The sequence below is a fragment of the Pustulibacterium marinum genome (assembly GCF_900116665.1).
Classification (GTDB): Bacteria; Bacteroidota; Bacteroidia; order Flavobacteriales; family Flavobacteriaceae; genus Pustulibacterium; species Pustulibacterium marinum.
Window position 1 is genome coordinate 103,233 of the sequence record NZ_FPBK01000005.1, and the last position, 20,433, is coordinate 123,665.

The following is a 20,433-nucleotide window of genomic DNA, read 5'->3' on the forward strand; positions in this document are numbered from 1 at the left end:
ACGAATGCAACCAATTTTATAATGAGTTACCAAGGCATGTTATCACTATTTATTCTACTTCTTTTAGCAATTCGTTCACAGCTGTTTGTAACTGTGGATCATCACCATTTAAGAAGTCGTTAAATGGCAAAGCCACCTTCACATCTGGTTCTAGTTCCATGTTTTCGGTAGGTACACCTTCGGCACCAATAGTAGCAATCATAGGAATACCAAACACAATAGACGGATCTATTAAACGCTCCCACCAAACAGCCGTTCCGGTACCGGCAACAGGCATTCCTACCAGTTTACCTATACCGTTTTGCTTGTACACATATGGGAAGATAAAGGCATCGGAATAGTTACCTTCGCTCATTACCACAATGCTAGGTTTTGTCCATCTGCTCATAGGTTCTCCTCCTTTTACCTTGTGGCCTTGTGGAGCAAATTGCAAATACAAATCACCGCTTAAGAACGTATTTAAATCATCGTGCAGCCAACCACCACCGTTGAAGCGGGTATCTACAACCAATGCTTTTTTCTCAAGGTTTTTCCCTAGGGCATTTTCATACACATCACGGAAACTACTATCGTTCATCCCTTTTACATGCACGTAGCCCAATGTACCGTTGCTCAAAGAATCTACCATAGCAGCCATTTCGTTGGTCCATCTACGGTACATCAAGTTATTTTCTACATATAGCGGCTCTGGTTTTACGGTAACTTCAAAAGTTTTAGCACCGCTCTTGATGGTTAATAGGGTATTCTTGTCTTCTATATTGTTTAAATACTGATTCCAATTTTCCCCTGCCGGAATGGTTTTTCCGTTGATTTTGGTAATCACATCTCCCTTGGCAATACTGTTGGAAGCCTTGTCTAAAACTCCTCCTGAAAGTACTTCGGTAATTTTGATACCTTCGCCGGTATAGGTTTCATCATACAACAAACCTAAAGAGGCCGTTTTATCGCCATTACTGCTTGGGTAAAATCTTCCCCCGGTGTGCGATGCATTTAGCTCGCCCAAGAATTCACTTAACAACACCTGAAAATCATAATTGTTGTTGATGTGTGAAAGCATCTTGCCATACTCGGTATAGTACATATCCCAATCAATACCATGAATGGTAGGGTCATAGAATTTCTTCTTCACTTGACGGTATACGTGGTCAAACATATATTGGCGCTCGGCAGCAGCATCTACTTCCATATCGCCATCTATTTTAATGCTTTCGGTTTTACCACTTTCAGCATCTACTTTTACCAAACTACCGCGGTTGCTAATAAACAAGCTTTTGCCATCGTCACTCACTTCAATGCCGGATGGAGATCCGCCCATCTTCGCTAATATTTTAGTTTCGTGTGTACGAGGTTCGGTCACCCATAAATCAAATCCTTTTTCAAAAGAAGCTAAATAGTACACTTTGCTAGCATCTTCACTGATCACATAATCTGAAATACTAGAACTATTGATGGTTAGCTTTACTTTTCTATATTCTAAATTCTCTAAATTGAGTTGTAAAGGCGTGGTTTCTTCGTCTTTCTTTTTATCCTTTTTGTTCTTTTTCTTTTTAGAACTTTCTTCCTCTTCTTTCTTTTGCTTTTCCTCTTCTTCTTTTTTCTCTTTCTCGGTCAACAAACTGAATTCTTCTTTGGACAACATAAAACGATCATAGGCTTCTTGGTCAAAGAACGCTGCAAAAATATCTACCTCGGTACTACCTTGATTGGCCAACGATTTTCTACCTTCTCGGCTGCTCACATAGGTCATCATTTTTCCGTCTAAAGCCCACTTAGCGCCGCCTTCTCCAAATCCACTGTTGATAGGATGTTGAATTTTGCCGGAACCATCTGCTTTGATCAAGGCTGTATTTTGACTGAACACATATCCTTTTTCATCGTCTACCAACAACCATTGACTATCGGGACTCCAGTGATATCCCCAGTCGCCATCGCTATAGGAATAGTTTCTTCCTTCCGGAAGGATGGTCGTCTTTTTACCTGATTTGACATCTAATACTTTTAAGATGTTGCGTTCTTCTATAAATGCGATCTTTTTACCATCTGGCGAATACTCAGCTTGAAATTCTTCGGCATCTGTAGCTATAATCGGTTTGATGTCTAATGTAGTAGCCGCATAGAAATACGTTTCTTCGGGTCTGTTGAGTTTTACTTCGTATACATCCCAACTTCCTTCAATCTCCCCAGAATATAACAACGATTTTCCATCTGGAGACCAAGTAATCATACGTTCTTGCTGCGGCGTATTGGTGATTCTTTTGGTTCTGGAATCATCTACTCCGGTAACAAAAACTTCTCCTCTGTTCACAAACGCAATTTCTTTACCGTTTGGATTCACTGCAAACTCCGTAACGCTAGAAATTCCTTTGCGTTCTAGTACTTGGTAGCCGGCATCTGTAGTTACTTGCACGTTTACTTTGGTTGGCGCGCCACCATCTTTCATAGTGTACAACGCTCCTTTCCAAGTGAAGGACAACATACCATCATCGGCAATGCTTAAATGACGTACCGGAAAGTCTTTGAAAGTAGTAAGCTGCGTTTCGGTATGAGCACTTAAAGATTGTTTGTATACATTCTGCGTTCCGTCTTTTTCATTCAAATAATAAACTGAATTGCCGTCTTTACTAAACACAGGCATTCTGTTTTCACCTTCAAACTTGCTGATTTGTTCGTAGGTATCATCGGCTACATTATATATCCAAATATCTCTGGTTACTGCCGACGTATGATGCTTTCTATATGGGTCTTCATATCCTTTTCTATCTTGAAAAACCAATTGCGAACCGTCTGCATTGTAATGTGCTTCTTCAGCGCCTGCAGCTGTTAACAACAAGGTTCTACCTCCTTCCACAGGAACGGTATATAAGTTATTGAAATAGCGCGTTCCCGGAAAACGAACACTTGCCGCAGGTGCATTTCTTCCACTACCAAACAATACTTGTGCATTATCTACCGTAAAATCATAGGGATAATCGTTGGCACTGTGAAAAGAGATTCTGCGAGGAATACCACCCTCGGCAGCAATGGTATATACGTCAAAATTCCCATAGCGGTCACTGGCAAAAGCAATGGTTTGCCCATCATGACTCCATACCGGACGCATGTCATAATGCGAACTTACCGTTAATGGAATGGCTTTTCCACCCGATGCCGGGACTTTATAGATGTTACCCATATAGCTAAACGCAATAGTTTTGCCATCGGGAGAAATAGTAGGGTACTGAAGCCACTTAGCTTCTTTTTGCGCCCAAATGCTCATGGAAACTCCAATGGCAAAGAGCGTAGTTAGTACTTTTTTCATGGTTGCTGATAATTTTGTTATTTAAACTGACAAAAAATCGGTGGTATTGTTACAATCTTGTTTCTTAAAATTTCCATTATTGGTCAACTTTTAGAAGAAATGTAATTTTTATTCAAACTGAAGTTCATTTTCTAAAATAAAAAAGGCTCGCTTACACAAGCGAGCCTTTTACATTGATTACTAACTAAACTAATATTACTTTGAAGCTTCCGCTTCTAGTTTTAATCTTCCTAATTTATCTTCTCTTTTTCTAGAAGCATAAATGATATAATCTTTAGGAGATTTTCTATAGAATACTCCAGGTCTAATTACCAATTCATTTTTAAGAATCTCTTCCGGATCTTTTCTTTCTAAATTTCCGTTTTCGTCAAAAATAAACAGTGTTGGGATTGCTTTGTTGTAGTTCCCCATGTTTTTAATTTCATCCATATCGGTAACACCCATGTTCTTTTTGTTATCATTAAACAAAACATACAGTTTACCATCTTCATACATAGGAATAGCACTTAAATACTCAGGACCTTTACCCATAGTAGTAAGAGGAATTGCAAAACCTGCTCCTACAGCAACATTACCCGAACTTCCAATAAAGAAAATATTGAAAGATAGTTCTGTTACGGTAGCATCTTGGTCTTTTGCTACAACATTGGTCCAAGCAATTGAACCATCAGGATTTAAAGATGTAACAATAATTTCATTAGTCACATAGGTAATAGGTCTTACACCAAGAGGTCCAATACCTGACTTGTCACCTATTATAACCATAGCATATTCAGAAAGAATTAATAACCCACCATCTTCTTTCTCTATCAAAGAGTGAATTCTATATAAAGGTTTTAAATCTTTGTCTTTCTTAGCCTTTCTTTCTCCTAAAAGTTTTTCTTTAGTTTCATAATCAAAATCATTGAAATGCATGTCAGGTTCAGTTGCACCAGTGAGATCAATAGTTCCTTCATAAACACCTCTCAGGTTACGATTGGCTCTTCCACTTTCTCTAACTGATGAAAAGAAACCTACCAATTTCAATGTATTTTGATTGGTAGACATTAATTCGCAATTGATAATCTCTTTATCTTTTACTTGAATATCAATAACTTCTTTCGCATAACTTTTTTCTCTTTTGTAAGCAAAAACCTGGAATTTTTCTACTTTTTCCTTTTTCTTCTTATCTCTATAGCTTTCGTTAGTTACAAGAAAAACATCTCCATTGAAGTTTACTTCAAAATCAGCTATATTGAAGTCGAAATCTTTTTTATTATCATCAAATTGAACTTTGTCAATATCAGAAAAGACTTCTTCCATATTGTCATTAAAAAGTTTTAGCTCATACTTGAATGCATCTTCTTTCTTGAAGTAAGAAGTGTGCATGATTAAAAGTTCATTTTCATTTACGCCTTTCTTGTAATAAAAACTTCCTCGCTGTGAATTTTTATCCACTGTAGATTCGAAAAGAATAACTCCATTTCCAAGAACACCTTCTTCAGAAAGCTCAGTTCCTACTAATCTATACGTTTTCTCTTTTTTAGAATACACACTTCCTAAGGCATAGATCTTATTATTCAGCATGTAAATTTCTTCAAAATCAAGATCTTTATCTTTTAATTCTGGAAACTCAATAGAATAAGTTCCTATAATCTGCATTGTTTCTGAGTCAAAAGTTTTTAAAGCAAAATCCTTCTTACCTTTTAATGCTAAAGCAAAAATCTTATCGTTCTTTTCGCCAAAGATTTTAAGAATCTTGTAGCCATCGTTGTCTAGTTCTTCTCCATAAGTAAGTTGAAGGTCTTCAATTTGATGTTGGGCATTCATGAACCCTGTAGATGACAATAATACCATTGCCACCATAAACAGTAGTTTTTTCATTTTATTAGGTTGTTTATAAATTTGTTCAAGCAATAATAATACTTTTTTATTTAAAAACTGTTACAAATAAAAAAGCCGATCAAAAACGACCGGCTTTTTTTACTTTTTATCATACAGGAAATTTATCCTTTTAAAATCTTCTCCTGGTGATTTATAGATTCCTGGTGAATGGCTTTGAACATTTTTAATACAAACTCTTCACTCAATCCTCTTTGCTCTCCTTCTAGAATCATTTTTCCTAAAATCTCGTTCCAACGGTTGTTTTGTAAAACCGCCACATTTTTATCTTTTTTCAAAGACCCGATTTCTTTAGCTACTTTCATTCGTTTTCCTAAAGTATCTATCAATGTATTATCAATCACATCAATCTGTGCTCTTAGGTTTGCAATTTTGCTGTTAAACTCTTTCGCTTCATCAGTTTCTTTACGAATACGAAGATCTTGCATAATTTGAACCAACGTTGTTGGCGTTACTTGTTGTGCAGCATCACTCCAAGCATTATCCGGATCAAAATGTGTTTCAATCATTAATCCGTCGTAATTCAAATCCAACGCTGTTTGCGATACATCAAAAATCATATCTCTTTTTCCTGTGATATGCGATGGATCACAAATCAACGGTAAATCTGGAAATCTTTGTTGTAATTCAATAGCCAATTGCCATTCTGGAATGTTACGGTATTTTGTTTTTTCGTAAGTTGAAAATCCACGGTGAATCACTCCTAAATTTTTAATATCTGCTGTATACAAACGTTCAATAGCTCCTAACCACAAAGAAAGATCTGGGTTTACAGGGTTTTTCACCAATACAATTTTATCGGTTCCTTTTAATTCATCAGCAATTTCTTGAATGATGAATGGACTCACAGTAGAACGTGCTCCAATCCATAATAAATCAATATCGTGCTCCAAAGCTAATTTCACATGGTCTTTGTTGGCTACTTCAGTAGCTGTTTTCATCCCAGTTTCAGCTTTTACTTTTTGCAACCATTTTAGTCCAAGAGCTCCTACTCCTTCAAAATTTCCTGGTCTGGTTCTTGGTTTCCAAATTCCTGCTCTAAAATAATTTACATCGGTATCCTTAAGCTCGTTGGCGATTTTTAAAACTTGCTCTTCCGTTTCCGCGCTACACGGTCCTGCAATTACTAAAGGATGATCTAAGCCTAAATCATCTAACCATGTTCTCATTGCTGCTGAATTTTCCATTTCTTTCCTTTTAGTGTTTTACCGTAATTCCTTTTAATATTTCTTTTATTTTGTTTGTGTTTTCCATGGCTTCATAAATAGATTCAAAATCTTCTTGTTCCATGAATTGTTTGAATTCTTGCAAATTCTTAATATATGCTTCCAATGTTTCTAATACATTGGTTTTGTTTTGCTGAAAAATAGGCGCCCACATAGCTGGTGAACTTTTTGCCAAACGTACAGTACTTTCAAAACCAGAACCTGCCATATCAAAAATATCACGTTCGTTGGCTTCTTTTTCTATGACTGTTTTGCCCAGCATAAATGAACTTATGTGCGACAAATGCGATGTGTAGGCAATATGAATATCATGTGATTTTGGATCCATATAACGAATTCGCATTCCAATATCTGAAAAAATCTTCAATGCTTTTTCTTGCAGTTTGAAGGCTGTTTTTTCTACCTCACAAATAATATTCGTTTTGTATTGATACAATCCGTGCAATGCTGCTGAAGGTCCTGAAAATTCGGTACCTGCAATAGGATGAGCTGCTAAAAAATTTCTTCTTTTGGGATGCTCTGAGATTAACTCGCAAATGGCTTCTTTAGTAGAACCGGCATCAATCACAATAGCATCATCATTAACCAAATCTAAAATTTTAGAAAGTTGTTTTGTCAACGCATTTACAGGAATGGCTACAAAAACTACATCGGCCTGAGCAAGATCTTCATACGTTGCTTTTGCATCGATCACACCCAAAGACAAGGCTTCCTCTAAATGTTTTTCACTTTGATCAATTCCGAAAACCGTTACGGAGTCGTATGCAGTTTTTACATCTAACGCAAACGATCCTCCTATTAATCCAACTCCTATGATAAAAACTTTCATACTAAAATCTGTTGATAGCTTCTGCTATTTTTTCTTCGGGAACGCAAAGCGAAAAACGAATGTAGCCTTCGCCCTGACTACCAAAAATGGTTCCCGGGGTAATAAATATATTTTTTTCTTGTAAAATGGTATCTATAAACGCTTCGGAAGAAGTAATGCCCTCCGGAAGTTTGCACCACACAAACATGCCTACCGCATTTTCATCAACGGTACAATTGAGTTTTGCTGCCAACTGTAGCGTCAATGCTTTTCTTTTAGCATAAACTTCATTGAGTTGCTGAAACCATTCTTTCTTCAATTGCAAAGCTGCTACCGCTCCTTTTTGAACGGAATAGAACATGCCGCTATCAAAATTGCTTTTCACTTTTAGAATCGCATTTATATTTTCAGTACTTCCTAAAACCATTCCAACACGCCAACCAGCCATGTTGAAACTTTTACTCAAGGAGTTCAATTCTAGTGCAACTTCTTTTGCTCCTTCAATCTCTAAAATACTCAGCTGATCCTCGTTCAACACAAAACTGTACGGATTATCGTTCACCAACAAAATATCATGTTTCCTGGCAAAAGCGACCAATTTTTGAAACATCTCTTTCGTAGGCTTTGCACCCGTTGGCATGTGCGGATATGACAACCACATAATTTTTACTTTAGACAAATCGGTTTGTTCTAAAGCATCGATATCTGGAAACCAATCAGAATCCGCTGATAAATTATAATATTTTGGAGTTGCCTCTACCAATTTTGTTACTGAAGTATAGGTAGGATATCCAGGATTTGGAATTAACACCTCATCTCCTTGATTTAAAAAAGCCATGCTAACGTGCATAATCCCTTCTTTGGAGCCCATTAACGGCAATACTTCAGAATCTGCATTCACCACAACGTTGAAGTACTCCTGATAAAAATCGGTGATTGCCTTTCGAAGTTCAGGAATTCCCTGATAACTTTGATATTGGTGTGCGCCAGCATCTGCCACAGATTCCTGCATTGCCTGAATCACTTCTGGAGCCGGAGCTAAATCTGGACTTCCGATTCCCATATTAATTACCGGTTTTCCTTCGGCAATCATCCCTCTTACTTCTCTTAATTTTTTAGAAAAGTAGTATTCTTGTACCGTTTGTAAACGTTGTGCAACTTCCATTACTTTCTTGCATTTTTATATTCTCCTAAAATCTTGAATTTATCTGCCATGATCGTCAACAGCTTCACTGCTTTATCAAAATCTGCATACGCATCAAAAGTTACGTTTACAAAAAAGGCATATTTCCAAGGAGTTTCAATGACTGGTAATGATTGAATTTTGGTTAAATTCAACCTGCAATCACTCATCACATTTAACACCGTAGCCAAACTTCCTCTTTTATGGTCTAATTCAAATTTTAGCGAAGCTTTATTTATTTGATCTTTTGGCAAAACTGAATTTTGAGTTTTTACGATAACAAAACGCGTAGAATTATCTTTAATCGTTTGTATATCAGAATTTAAAACCTCCAACTCATACAATTCTGCAGCGGTAGAAGAAGCTATAGCTCCTGCTCCTTTTAGTTGCTTTTCTGAAATAATTTTTGCTGCTTCCGCCGTATCTGCAGCTTCTATCAAACGAATGTGAGGATATTTTTTAAAAAACTCTTTACACTGTAAAAGTGCCATGGGATGTGAATGTACTTCGGTAATATCTTCAATAGTTTGTCCTGGAAGCACCATTAAATTATGGCTGATATTTAAAAAATATTCTCCAATTACATGAAGATTATTGCTATCTATCAAAGCGTAATTTGGTATAATAGAACCTGCTATAGAATTTTCAATAGCCATAACTGCAATGGTTGCATTTCCTTTGACTACCTCATCTACCAATGCATCAAAAGACAAACACTCTACTATGTCTACATTTTCTCCAAAATACTCAAGAGCTACTTTGTGGTGAAAACATCCTTTGATTCCCTGTATGGCTACTTTTTCGTTCATATACTATCAAAAAAAAAGTCCCGAAAAAAATTTTCGGGACTTTTATTATTTTAAAAATATCTTACAAGCTTAAACTCATAACAGTCCCGTTTCACTTCCATAATAGAAGTAAAAATAAAAACGGTTCCAGAAATAAGTTGTTGCTATCATTCTCTTTTGTAATTGATATCGCTAATGTAGCTTTAATTTCTAAATAAAAAAACACTCTAATCAATTTTTTGAAAAAATCACCGAATCGACAAGAATTTGCTTTCATTTTCTAATTAAAGTTTAGGAAAGTTATATTTTTGAATTATAATTCTGAACCTATAGAAGTTCAACTTATTCTTGTTCACATGTCTATTGAAGTTACAAACCTTACCAAAATTTACGGCAATCAAAAAGCCTTGAACCATATTAATTTCTCAATTCAAAAAGGTGAAATTGTTGGTTTTCTAGGTCCTAACGGTGCTGGAAAATCAACCACTATGAAAATCCTAACTACTTTTTTGGAAGCTACAGAAGGATCTGCAGTTGTAAATGGGTTTGATGTAACTTCCCAGAAAAGAGAAATTCAACAGTGCATTGGCTATTTGCCTGAGCATAACCCGCAATATTTAGACATGTATGTGCGCGAGTATCTTAAATTCAATGCTTCGGTATATAAAGCTCCTAAAAATTCGGTTGAAAAAGTTATTGAACTCACAGGATTAACGCCAGAAGCTCACAAAAAAATAGGTCAACTTTCTAAAGGATATCGCCAGCGTGTAGGTTTGGCCGCAGCTTTACAACACAACCCAGAAGTTTTAATATTAGATGAACCCACTACAGGATTAGATCCGAATCAATTGGTTGAAATCAGAAAACTGATTAGAGAGGTAGGAAAAGAAAAAACCGTATTGCTTTCTACTCACATTATGCAAGAAGTGGAAGCTATTTGCGACCGCGTAATTATCATAAACAAAGGAGAAGTAGTGGCTGATCAAAAACTTGCTGAGTTACGCAAAGGTCAACAGCAAATTGTGGAAGTAGAGTTTGATTATAGAGTTGAAGAAGCCTTTTTAAAAGCTTTACCTAAAGTGGAAAAAGTGGAAAACAAAATTGGTTTTGTTTACGAAATCACTTTCGAAACGGAAAAAGATATGCGTCCTGCAGTTTTTGACTTTGCCCATGATAATGGATTAAAGATTTTGGCCTTAAACCAACAAAACAAAACGTTGGAAAGTTTATTTAGAGAACTTACTGCTTAAGACTCGTTTTCGCTTTGAAGTAAATTATCCATTATTTCACTCACTTCTGTGTGAATATCAGGATTGGTAACATTGGTAGTAATTACAAAAACCATTTCTTGTTTTGGATATACGTAAAAATACGTGTAGCCACCTACCCCATTTCCAAAATGCCCGTAAAAGGTACGCCCTTTTCTATCACGGCTTACCTCCCAACCTAATCCGTAATACATAGGTTCTCCTTCAACCATGGTCATTTGCAACATTTCCTGCTTTGTTTCAGGTTTTAAAAATTTATTGTACAAAATAGCATTACCAAATTTGGCAATATCCGATGCGCTTGCCAAATACCCCCCTGAAGCTAATTTGTAATAATTTCTAACTTTTGTTGCCTTTTTAAACCGATTCTTGCTATGTGTTTGTGTGTAAAAGGTTACTTTATTCTTTAAATTCTGATTTTTATCTGCAACAATATTTTTCAATCCTAAAGGCTGAAAAACTGTTGTTTTCATAAGCTTCTCAAAATCTCTTTTGGATGCATTTTGCATAGCTACAGAAAGTAGATTCCAGTCGTTGCTATTGTACAAATAGCCTTTCCCAGGTTGATATAACAATGAGTCTTCTGCAAAAGTGTGAAGGCCATCTACAATACTTTGAGATTGCCTACTCAAAAATTCTCTCCCTTTATATGTTCGAATACCAGCTGTGTGCGAAGCTAGTTGCCTAATGGTAAAATCATATTTTTTCTTAGGGAAATCCGGAACATATTTATAGAGTGAAGCATCAATATCTATTTTTTTGTTTTCGTACATTTTCATTAGCCCAGCCGCGGAAAATGTTTTTGAAACACTCGCTACTCTGAAGAGCGTTTCATCAGGATTAATTGATGTTCTATTTTTTACATCGGCATAGCCATAACCAGCTTTCCAAACTACGCTATCTTTTCTAGTTACAACAATAGCCAATCCCGGAACGGTTTTATTTCGAACTAATTTTTCAATAATTCTTTCTGATTTCTGAACAGCTTCAATTTCTGGTATCAATTCACTTTTACCTACTGATGCTTGTTGCGCACAACGCACTTGCAACAGAAAGTTCATAAAAAGAAATAGCAATACGCCTGTATATTTCATCAATCAGTGAAAATTAATTGTCCTACATAAGGTGATTCTACCTCAATTTCCTCTGGAGTGTTCACTGCTATCACATCGCCCGTACTCACAATTTCAGCAGAAATGCTTTGCACAGGATTTACAATCATATCATTGCTGCTTCTGTGATATATATAAACCTGTTGAGCTATTAAATCCTCACCTTCAAATCTACTGTCGCCACTGTAAAAATTGACTGTTAATCGATTGGTACTGCCCGAAATATATGCATTAGAGATTTTATTAAAATTCACCGTTAAATTTTGGTTTTCTATCTCTAAATGAAAACTTCCCACAGCCAAACCGGCAGTATTATAATCTTCGGAAATAAGCTCTAGCGCATTGAAATGCAAAACTTCCTCCGAGTACACATCAAACTGAGAATTATTTATGATTTTTGTAATATTCACGGCGGTCACATAGACTTTTGTTACACCATATTTACGAACAAAATTGCAACTATTATCATCCTTTAAGAGGAGTTTACCATTTTCAACAGAGACGTTAACATCATTTATCAAATTACTCCCAGTTTCTAGAATCACTTGATTCTCGGTACCTTCTGAAAGATAAAGCGTAACGCCCTCTCCCACCTCGATGGTTGAAAAATCCGCTACTGAAATTTCTTCTTGAATGATGGTTCCTGCTATTTGAAAACAATCGCCGGCATTTTCAGAATTACATCCTGAAAACAACAAAAACAAACCTATGTATGTGAGCCATCTTTTCATAATCGTACTCCAATTCCAAATTCTATAGCCTCGGCTTTTGCCATATGTGTTTTCAATGTCACAGCTCCAAAAACTTTAGGTGAAATGTAATATTTTAATCCTAATCGCTGATAAAAATCGCTTTCAAAATGAACAGGATTGTAATAGTAATAACCTGCTTGTGTGACAAAGGAAAGTTTATTAATAAAAAGTTCATGCCCCACAAAAACTCCAAATCGCTTGTAATCTTCATCTCCCTTTATAGACTCTTCAGGATACGCAATACTTCTATACTTTACATATTCCTGCAGAAATGTAGACAAAAAAGCATCACCTCCCAACTGCAACGCACTTACGTGATTGATACGCTTGTCTGCATAGGCAGAAAATATATAAAACGGAAACTGGCCACTACCTATATTATCACTTGAATTTACGCCAGACCTAAATGCCAAATTTAACTTTATAGGTTCTGTGAATTTATCGTTTGTAAGTGTATGTTGATAGGCTGGTTTTTCTTCAGAAAGATCATAATTCACTCCAAGATTCAAAGCAATGATATTGATACTTGTATTAGGAGCCTTGGTGTTTCCGTTGGAATAATGAATCATAGTTAAACCACCTTGCAACCCAAAATTTTTAAAAATATGATTCTTTTTATAATTCAACATTAGGAAAGTTGAAGGCAATAAAGTGGAGCCAAAAGCATTGTTGCGATTGTTAGTCACCTTGTCATATGGATTGGTAGCGTATGCAATTCCACTCCCGATACGCATCATAAGATTTCTTTTGAAAAAGTAAAAACTGTAATGCGCATACAAACCAAAATTATCTCCTAGCGCTTCGTTTTTGAGCTCTTGATAATTTATCGTTAAACCGTAATCCGGGAAGTTATAGCGTTGCGCCCATTCTTCATAGCCAAATGTTTCTTTGCTGATTGAAGCAAAAACTCCTTCCGGATGTCCTGTAATCAAATGAGCCATGGAATTATTATGACGCGCAATATTACCATAGCTATAAGAAAGATCTACCGAATAGACATGCGTTTTTTCTTGACCTAGAGTCAATTTAAAACTAAATAAACATAAGAGAAGAAAAAATTGTTTCATTGGAAAAATTCAACACAAAAATAGAAATAGATAGTTGGTTTTTAATATGGTAAATGCATTTTTATAGAATTGAAAAATTAGCTATTTCTAAAGTAAAATTTAAACCAATATTTCCTGTAAACTACTATAAAATCATAAAAAATGCCGCTGAAAAGGCGGCATTAAATTTTCTCAAACTACTTACAATTTAAAAAATAGCCGAAGCTACTGCTTTGATATTGTCTGATTTTCCCATGGAATAATAATGCAAAACCGGCACTCCGTAGTCTAACAATTCTTTCGACTGTTGAATAGCCCATTCCACACCTACTTGGCGAACCGCTTTGTTGTCTTTACAAGCTGTCACGGCATCAATTAAATCTTCCGGAAGATCTATTTTGAATACATGCGGTAATAATTGCAAATGACGTTTGGTTGCTATCGGTTTGATGCCCGGAATAATCGGAACTGTAATTCCCATTTCTCGTGCTTTTTCAACAAATTCAAAAAACTTCTGATTGTCAAAAAACATTTGGGTTACCACATAATCTGCTCCTGCATCAACTTTTGCTTTCAACCACTTCAAATCATAATTCAAAGATGGTGCTTCCATGTGTTTTTCTGGGTAGCCTGCTACTCCAATACAAAACTCTTTTCCAGTTAAATTCTCAACAGCATCATGCAAATATTCTCCTTTATTCAATGAAAAAATTTGCGCTACCAATTCTGAAGCGTAGGTATGACCACCTTTGGTTGGGCGAAAATACTTTTCTTCTTTCATCGCATCACCACGCAAAGCCACCACGTTTTCAATTCCCAAATACTGGCAATCAATCAACATATATTCGGTTTCCTCTTTGGTAAACCCTCCACACAACACGTGTGGCACCGTATCTACATTGTATTTGTGTTGTAACGAAGCGCAAATACCTACCGTTCCCGGACGCATTCTGGTAATTTTTCTATCGATCAAACCATTGTCACGTTCAATGTAAATGTACTCTTCACGAGATGTGGTTACATCTATAAACGGCGGATTGAACTCCATTAACGGATCTATGTTACTGTATAAATCTTCAATGCTACTCCCTTTTTGAGGTGGAATAATTTCAAAGGAGAACAATGTTTTTCCGTTGGCATTTTTTATGTGTTCTGTAACTTTCATTACCTACTTTTTATAAGGACTGGTTGACTTTTTTAAATTTTATTCTGAAATGTTTGGTGCTAACCATTTTTCAGCTTTTTCTACGGAAATACCACGACGCTTGGCATAATCTTCCACCTGATCTTTCTTGATTTTCCCTAAACCGAAATACCTACTTTCCGGATTTGCAAAATAATAGCCCGAAACCGAAGCAGCAGGCCACATAGCCATACTTTCTGTTAAGGTAACTCCTATTTCTTCTTCCACATTCAATAGTTTCCAAATGGTTGGTTTCTCTAGGTGATCTGGACACGCTGGATATCCTGGAGCAGGACGAATTCCTGAATATGCTTCTTTGATCAATTCAGTATTCGATAATTCTTCTTGAGCGGCATAACCCCAAATTTCTTTACGTACACGCTCATGCAAATATTCTGCAAAAGCTTCTGCAAATCTATCGGCCAATGCCTTTACCAAAATACTGTTATAATCGTCTAATTGCTCCTCGAACGACTTTGCTTTTTCGTCTACTCCAAACCCTGTAGTCACACAAAAACAACCCATATAATCTTGTTTTTGAGTCTCCCTCGGAAGAATAAAATCGGCTAACGCAATGTTTGGAGCTCCTTTGGTTTTCTGTGATTGCTGACGTAGAGTTAAGAACGTTTCCAGCTCGTTTCCTTCTTCATCAGAAATCAAAATATCATCATCGTTTACCTGATTTGCTTTGAAAATCCCAACAATTCCCGAAGCAGTAAACCATTTTTCATCAATGATTTGTTGCAACATTTTTTGAGCATCTGCAAACAACGAAGTCGCTTGCTCACCCACCACTTCATCTTCTAAAATTGCAGGATATTTTCCGTGCAATTCCCACGATTGAAAAAACGGAGTCCAATCGATATAATTCACCAATTCTGATAACGCTACTTCTATCTTTTTAGTTCCGATAAAGTTTGGCTTTGGAGCTTCATACGTTTCCCAATTCATCGGGAATTTATTTGCTCTGGCGTCTTCAATCTTTAAAAACGATTTGCTTCTGCTTCGATTCAAATAACCTTCACGAAGTTTATCATATTCTTCACGAATATTCGAAGTATACGAAGTCTTCGTTTCTGGCTGCAACAAGTTACTCGCCACCGTTACCGCACGCGACGCATCGTTTACGTGTACCACGGTATCTTTATATTCCGGAGCAATTTTCACAGCGGTATGCGCACGCGAAGTGGTAGCACCACCAATCATCACCGGAATATTGATATTCAAACGGTCTAATTCTTTGGCCAAATACACCATTTCGTCTAGAGACGGCGTAATCAATCCGCTTAAACCAATGATATCTACGTTTTCTTTTTGAGCTGTTTCTATAATTTTTTCTGGCGGAACCATTACTCCAAGATCAATAATCTCAAAGTTGTTACACGCCAATACTACCGAAACAATGTTTTTCCCAATATCGTGTACATCGCCTTTTACAGTTGCCATTAAAACTTTTCCTGCCGAAGATGAAGTTTCATCTTTTTCTTCCTCGATATACGGAAGCAAATAAGCAACGGCTTTTTTCATCACACGAGCCGATTTTACTACCTGTGGTAAGAACATTTTACCACTTCCGAACAAATCACCAACCACATTCATACCGTTCATCAAATGCTGTTCAATAACGTGAATTGGCTTTACGGAAGCTAGTCGTGCTTCTTCAACATCTACTTCTATAAACTCATCTAAGCCTTTCACTAACGAATGCGTTAAACGTTCCTGAACAGTTCCGTTTCGCCATTCCTGAGCTTGTTTTTCATTTACTTTTACGTTGCCTTTTACACTTTCAGCATAATCTAGCAAACGCTCGGTAGCATCATCTCTACGGTCTAGCAACACATCTTCTACATATTCCATCAACTCTTTGTCTACCTGATCATAGACTTCAATCATTTCAGGATTCACGATTCCCATGGTCATCCCATGTTGAATGGCGTGATACAAAAATGCAGCGTGCATAGCCTCACGAACCGTGTTATTGCCACGGAACGAAAATGAAACGTTACTCACTCCACCCGAAATATGAGCGTGTGGTAAATTTTCACGAATCCATTTGGTGGCTAAAAAGAAATCGATGGCATTGCGGCGGTGTTCTTCCATACCCGTTGCCACCGGGAAAATATTTGGATCGAAAATGATATCTTGTGGAGCAAATTTTACTTTGTTCACTAAAATATCATACGAACGTTTACAAATTTCTATACGTCTTTCGTACGTATCTGCTTGCCCAACCTCATCAAAAGCCATCACAATCACCGCCGCACCATAACGTTTGATGGTTTTGGCATGGTGAATGAACAATTCTTCTCCTTCTTTTAAAGAGATTGAGTTTACCACTCCCTTACCTTGAATCACCTTCAAACCTGCTTCGATAATCTCCCATTTAGAGCTATCGACCATTACAGGAACTCGGGCAATATCGGGTTCGGCAGCTATTAGATTCAGGAATTTTGTCATGGCATATACCCCATCGAGCATTCCTTCATCCATATTAATATCGATGATTTGCGCACCACCTTCCACTTGGTTTCGGGCAATATCTAACGCTTCATCGTATTTTTCTTCTTTGATCAATCTTAGAAATTTTCGCGACCCAGTAACATTGGTACGCTCTCCAACATTGATAAAATTACTTTCCGGAGTTACCACCAATGGTTCTAACCCAGATAGTTTTAAAGGTATTCTATCTTGGTTGATTGTTGTTGGTTGTTGGTTGCTGGATTGATTTATCTCTACACTCATAACACTCTTATTAACTGTTAGCAACCAATCTCGGTTTAAACTCACTAGCCACTTCGGCTATTAATTTGATATGATCTGGAGTTGTACCACAACAACCACCAATGATGTTAATTAAATTTTCCTGAAGATATGAACGGATTAACTGTTGCATTTCTTCTGGCGTTTGATCGTATTCTCCAAAAGCATTTGGTAATCCTGCATTTGGATGCGCAGAAATCATGCTATTCGTGTTTTGTGCCAATCGTTTTAAATACGGCTGCAACTGATCTGCTCCTAAAGCACAGTTGAAACCAATACTTAACAACGGAATATGTGACATTGAAATTAAAAATGCTTCTACCGTTTGCCCAGAAAGTGTTCTACCTGAAGCATCTGTAATAGTACCAGAAACCATGACAGGTATTTCTATATTTCGATCTTCTTTTACTTCTTCAATAGCAAAAAGTGCTGCTTTGGCATTTAGGGTGTCGAAAATAGTTTCTACCAATAACAAATCAGCTCCACCATCCATCAAAGCTTCTACTTGTTGTTTATAGGCAATACGAAGATCGTCAAACGTTACAGCACGATACCCAGGGTCGTTTACATCTGGACTCATACTTGCTGTACGGTTTGTAGGGCCAATAGAACCGGCTACAAAACGTGGTTTGTTTGGTTCTTTGGCAGTAAATTCCTCGGCTACTTCTTTGGCTAATTTAGCAGATTGGTAATTGAGCTCGTACACCAAATCTTCCATATGATAATCGGCCATACCAATCGTTGTCCCAGAAAAGGTATTGGTTTCTACAATATCTGCTCCGGCAGCGTAATACTCGGCATGTACCGATTTTACCGCTTCGGGTTGGGTGATGGATAACAAATCGTTATTCCCTTTTAGCGGGTGTGGAAAATCTTTGAAGCGCTCACCTCTAAAATCTTCTTCTTCAAATTTAAAGCGTTGTAACATAGTACCCATGGCACCATCGAGTACTAAAATTCGCTTTTGTAATTCTTCTTCTATCTTCGTCATTACCTTTGTTATAGCCTAAGGCTTCTTATTTTTAATGCTACAAAATTAATAAACAACTGCTTACGCACCTAGCCCCGATTGCAGCGACATCCTTTTTTTGCTTGAACAAATGGCAAAAAAAGATATAGCGAAAAGCGGGAACACCGTTGGCAAACCTACGCTGTTGTTTATGCTTCTTAAAAATATGTTGTTATCTATGGAAAAACGAGTGAATCGGATTTGCGTTATCTGTCCGTATAACGGTAGAATTTAGCACCTTCTACAGGCGTAGGGTTGCTAAGGCTTCTGCGGGTCTAATCCCTCTGCCTTTCGTGATAACAACATGATGTTAAAGAACGGTGCAAATAAACACCAAAGCGCTCATAAAAACAAATCATGAACGCTTTAATTACTTAACTTAACTATTATTGTACTAAACAATTGCCTGAACTACAGGTTTTGGAGCTTGTTTTTTGGTTCCGTCGAAACCATCTACGCCGCTCACAGTTGTATATTTTAAAACGTATTTTTTACCCGGATTGATAATGTTGTAGGCTGCTTGACACATCATGGTTGCTTCGTGGAAACCACACAAAATCAGTTTCAATTTTCCTGGATAGGTATTGACATCGCCAATGGCGAAAATACCAGGTATATTAGTTTGATAATCTAATGAGTTATCTACTTTGATGGCGTTTTTCTCAATTTCTAATCCCCAATCGCCTATTGGACCTAATTTTGGAGATAAGCCGAATAACGGAATAAAATAATCTGTTGCTTTTGAAATGGTTTCGCCATCTTTTTCGATAAGCAATGCCTCAAGTTTATCTTCGCCTTGCAAACCAACTACCTCAGCGGGAGTAATTAAATTGATTTTTCCTGCTTGTTTTAATTCCTGCACTTTTTCTACAGAATCTAAAGCACCACGGAATTCGTTTCTACGGTGAACTAAGGTAACTTCGGAAGCTACATCGGCCAAGAAAATACTCCAATCTAAAGCGGAATCTCCACCACCGGCAATTACTACTTTTTTATCGCGGTATTGCTCTGGATTCTTCACAAAGTAATCCACTCCGTTTTCTTCAAAATGACCTAGATTTTCCAAGATGGGTTTTCTAGGTTCAAAACTTCCTAAACCACCAGCGATGGCTACTACAGAAGCGTGATGTTGTGTACCTTTATTGGTAGTTACTATAAACGAACCGTCTTCTAACTTTTCAATCGTTTCTGCACGTTCGCCAAGGGTAAATCCTGGTTCAAACTGTTTGCCTTGTTCTAGCAAATTATCTACCAAATCACCTGCCAAAACTTCTGGAAAACCAGGAATATCGTAGATTGGTTTTTTAGGATATAACTCTGCTAATTGTCCGCCTGGTTGCGGTAATGCATCTATAATGTGGCATTTTAATTTTAATAATCCTGCTTCAAAAACGGTAAATAATCCTGTTGGTCCTGCCCCGATAATTAAAATGTCTGTCTTTATCATTGTTTTTTGTTTTGAGTAACACCTCCGTGGTGTTTATTTATTTTTTAATTAGAGATTCTGTTAAGGTATTGAGTTGTTCTACTTTTGATTCGAAATCGTCTTTCAAGGTTTTTCGGTATGCATTCAAATTTTCAACTAGTTTATTGATATCTTCTGGCAATACTTCTTCGAAAAACTGACGCAAACGTTTTGCTGTTGTAGGCGATTTTCCGTTGGTAGAAATAGCAATTTTCACGTTTCCTTTGGTGACAATTCCGCCCATATAAAAGTCGCAATACGGAGGGTTATCGGCTACGTTTACCAAAATATTTTTCGCTTTTGCATCATGATACGCTTGAATGTTTACAGCTTCATCATTGGTTGCTGCGATGATCATTTGGCTTCCGTCTAAATCAGTGCTTTCATAAGCTTTTTGAATAAGTTGAACCTTATGTTTTAAGGCCATTTTTTTCACTTCGTCATTAAACTCCAACGCTACCATTTTTACATTCGCATTCGGACTCGATTTTAGCAGAAAACCTAATTTTTCTTGACCAACCCAGCCACCACCAATAATGGTAACATGTAGCGCATGTACCTTTAAAAATATAGGATATAACTCGTTTTGTTCCATAATTTATAGGGCAGCATAAAGTGTCTTAAGTGATTTCTTTTTCATAGCAATTTTACTTT

15 protein-coding genes and 1 riboswitch are annotated in these 20,433 nt (G+C 36.9%); of the genes, 1 reads left to right on the top strand and 14 read right to left on the bottom strand.

The features are described from left to right. Positions 1-49 precede the first annotated feature (49 nt). The 6 genes from BM383_RS08895 to BM383_RS08920 all read right to left on the bottom strand — a co-directional run bounded on the left by BM383_RS08895 (position 50) and on the right by BM383_RS08920 (position 9,205). Positions 50-3,298 (bottom strand): S41 family peptidase, encoded by a 3,249-nt coding sequence (locus tag BM383_RS08895; protein WP_093024782.1) that lies wholly within the window; start codon positions 3,296-3,298, stop codon positions 50-52. Positions 3,299-3,493: 195 nt separating this feature from the next. Continuing rightward, positions 3,494-5,161 carry a hypothetical protein gene (locus tag BM383_RS08900; protein ID WP_143106384.1) on the bottom strand — a complete coding sequence of 556 codons (1,668 nt, stop codon included), beginning with the start codon at positions 5,159-5,161 and terminating at the stop codon, positions 3,494-3,496. Positions 5,162-5,283: 122 nt separating this feature from the next. Beyond that, entirely contained in the window at positions 5,284-6,366 is a 1,083-nt protein-coding gene (locus tag BM383_RS08905) for a bifunctional 3-deoxy-7-phosphoheptulonate synthase/chorismate mutase type II (protein ID WP_093024784.1), read from the bottom strand. 10 nt (positions 6,367-6,376) lie between these two features. Further along, on the bottom strand, positions 6,377-7,234 hold the full coding sequence (locus BM383_RS08910; protein ID WP_093024785.1) for a prephenate dehydrogenase: 858 nt from the start codon (positions 7,232-7,234) through the stop codon (positions 6,377-6,379). 1 nt (position 7,235) lies between these two features. After that, positions 7,236-8,378, bottom strand: coding sequence for a pyridoxal phosphate-dependent aminotransferase (locus BM383_RS08915; RefSeq protein WP_093024786.1), 1,143 nt, complete (start codon positions 8,376-8,378; stop codon positions 7,236-7,238). Next, positions 8,378-9,205 carry a prephenate dehydratase gene (locus tag BM383_RS08920; protein WP_093024787.1) on the bottom strand — a complete coding sequence of 276 codons (828 nt, stop codon included), beginning with the start codon at positions 9,203-9,205 and terminating at the stop codon, positions 8,378-8,380. Before BM383_RS08920 ends, BM383_RS08915 begins: the two co-directional genes overlap by 1 nt. 335 nt (positions 9,206-9,540) lie before the next feature. Here BM383_RS08920 and gldA point away from each other — a divergent pair, with 335 nt between their 5' ends. Next, positions 9,541-10,434 carry a gliding motility-associated ABC transporter ATP-binding subunit GldA gene (gldA, locus tag BM383_RS08925; RefSeq protein ID WP_093024892.1) on the top strand — a complete coding sequence of 298 codons (894 nt, stop codon included), beginning with the start codon at positions 9,541-9,543 and terminating at the stop codon, positions 10,432-10,434. Here gldA and BM383_RS08930 read toward each other — a convergent pair. From BM383_RS08930 to BM383_RS08965, 8 genes are all read right to left on the bottom strand, one after another. Next, entirely contained in the window at positions 10,431-11,546 is a 1,116-nt protein-coding gene (locus tag BM383_RS08930; protein WP_093024788.1) for a serine hydrolase domain-containing protein, read from the bottom strand. The two genes, gldA and BM383_RS08930, sit on opposite strands and share 4 nt — an antisense overlap. Next, positions 11,546-12,295, bottom strand: coding sequence for a head GIN domain-containing protein (locus BM383_RS08935; RefSeq protein ID WP_093024789.1), 750 nt, complete (start codon positions 12,293-12,295; stop codon positions 11,546-11,548). Before BM383_RS08935 ends, BM383_RS08930 begins: the two co-directional genes overlap by 1 nt. Continuing rightward, positions 12,292-13,383 carry an acyloxyacyl hydrolase gene (locus tag BM383_RS08940; protein ID WP_093024790.1) on the bottom strand — a complete coding sequence of 364 codons (1,092 nt, stop codon included), beginning with the start codon at positions 13,381-13,383 and terminating at the stop codon, positions 12,292-12,294. The genes BM383_RS08935 and BM383_RS08940 overlap by 4 nt, the downstream gene beginning before the upstream one ends. A gap of 187 nt (positions 13,384-13,570) precedes the next feature. Further along, positions 13,571-14,527, bottom strand: a complete 957-nt coding sequence (gene metF / locus BM383_RS08945; RefSeq protein WP_093024791.1) for a methylenetetrahydrofolate reductase [NAD(P)H] — start codon at positions 14,525-14,527, stop codon at positions 13,571-13,573. A gap of 39 nt (positions 14,528-14,566) precedes the next feature. Continuing rightward, positions 14,567-17,287, bottom strand: coding sequence for a methionine synthase (gene metH, locus BM383_RS08950; RefSeq protein WP_093024792.1), 2,721 nt, complete (start codon positions 17,285-17,287; stop codon positions 14,567-14,569). 10 nt (positions 17,288-17,297) lie between these two features. After that, positions 17,298-18,296: a homocysteine S-methyltransferase family protein gene (locus tag BM383_RS08955; protein ID WP_093024793.1), complete on the bottom strand. Its 999-nt coding sequence runs from the start codon at positions 18,294-18,296 to the stop codon at positions 17,298-17,300. A 221-nt stretch (positions 18,297-18,517) separates the two neighbouring features. Continuing rightward, a riboswitch (SAM riboswitch) is annotated at positions 18,518-18,617 on the bottom strand. A gap of 91 nt (positions 18,618-18,708) precedes the next feature. Continuing rightward, positions 18,709-19,761, bottom strand: coding sequence for an NAD(P)/FAD-dependent oxidoreductase (locus tag BM383_RS08960; RefSeq protein WP_093024794.1), 1,053 nt, complete (start codon positions 19,759-19,761; stop codon positions 18,709-18,711). Between the two features lie 37 nt (positions 19,762-19,798). Further along, positions 19,799-20,374 (bottom strand): precorrin-2 dehydrogenase/sirohydrochlorin ferrochelatase family protein, encoded by a 576-nt coding sequence (locus tag BM383_RS08965; RefSeq protein WP_093024795.1) that lies wholly within the window; start codon positions 20,372-20,374, stop codon positions 19,799-19,801. Between the last annotated feature and the right edge of the window lie 59 nt (positions 20,375-20,433).

Coding starts and splice junctions, on each gene's coding strand:
- BM383_RS08910 (WP_093024785.1), bottom strand. CDS start 7,234: ATGAAAGTTTTTATCATAGGAGTTGGATTAATAGGAGGATCGTTTGCG.
- gldA (WP_093024892.1), top strand. CDS start 9,541: ATGTCTATTGAAGTTACAAACCTTACCAAAATTTACGGCAATCAAAAA.
- BM383_RS08900 (WP_143106384.1), bottom strand. CDS start 5,161: ATGAAAAAACTACTGTTTATGGTGGCAATGGTATTATTGTCATCTACA.
- metH (WP_093024792.1), bottom strand. CDS start 17,287: ATGAGTGTAGAGATAAATCAATCCAGCAACCAACAACCAACAACAATC.
- BM383_RS08955 (WP_093024793.1), bottom strand. CDS start 18,296: ATGACGAAGATAGAAGAAGAATTACAAAAGCGAATTTTAGTACTCGAT.
- BM383_RS08895 (WP_093024782.1), bottom strand. CDS start 3,298: ATGAAAAAAGTACTAACTACGCTCTTTGCCATTGGAGTTTCCATGAGC.
- BM383_RS08960 (WP_093024794.1), bottom strand. CDS start 19,761: ATGATAAAGACAGACATTTTAATTATCGGGGCAGGACCAACAGGATTA.
- BM383_RS08940 (WP_093024790.1), bottom strand. CDS start 13,383: ATGAAACAATTTTTTCTTCTCTTATGTTTATTTAGTTTTAAATTGACT.
- BM383_RS08965 (WP_093024795.1), bottom strand. CDS start 20,374: ATGGAACAAAACGAGTTATATCCTATATTTTTAAAGGTACATGCGCTA.
- BM383_RS08915 (WP_093024786.1), bottom strand. CDS start 8,378: ATGGAAGTTGCACAACGTTTACAAACGGTACAAGAATACTACTTTTCT.
- BM383_RS08905 (WP_093024784.1), bottom strand. CDS start 6,366: ATGGAAAATTCAGCAGCAATGAGAACATGGTTAGATGATTTAGGCTTA.
- BM383_RS08935 (WP_093024789.1), bottom strand. CDS start 12,295: ATGAAAAGATGGCTCACATACATAGGTTTGTTTTTGTTGTTTTCAGGA.
- BM383_RS08930 (WP_093024788.1), bottom strand. CDS start 11,546: ATGAAATATACAGGCGTATTGCTATTTCTTTTTATGAACTTTCTGTTG.
- BM383_RS08920 (WP_093024787.1), bottom strand. CDS start 9,205: ATGAACGAAAAAGTAGCCATACAGGGAATCAAAGGATGTTTTCACCAC.
- metF (WP_093024791.1), bottom strand. CDS start 14,527: ATGAAAGTTACAGAACACATAAAAAATGCCAACGGAAAAACATTGTTC.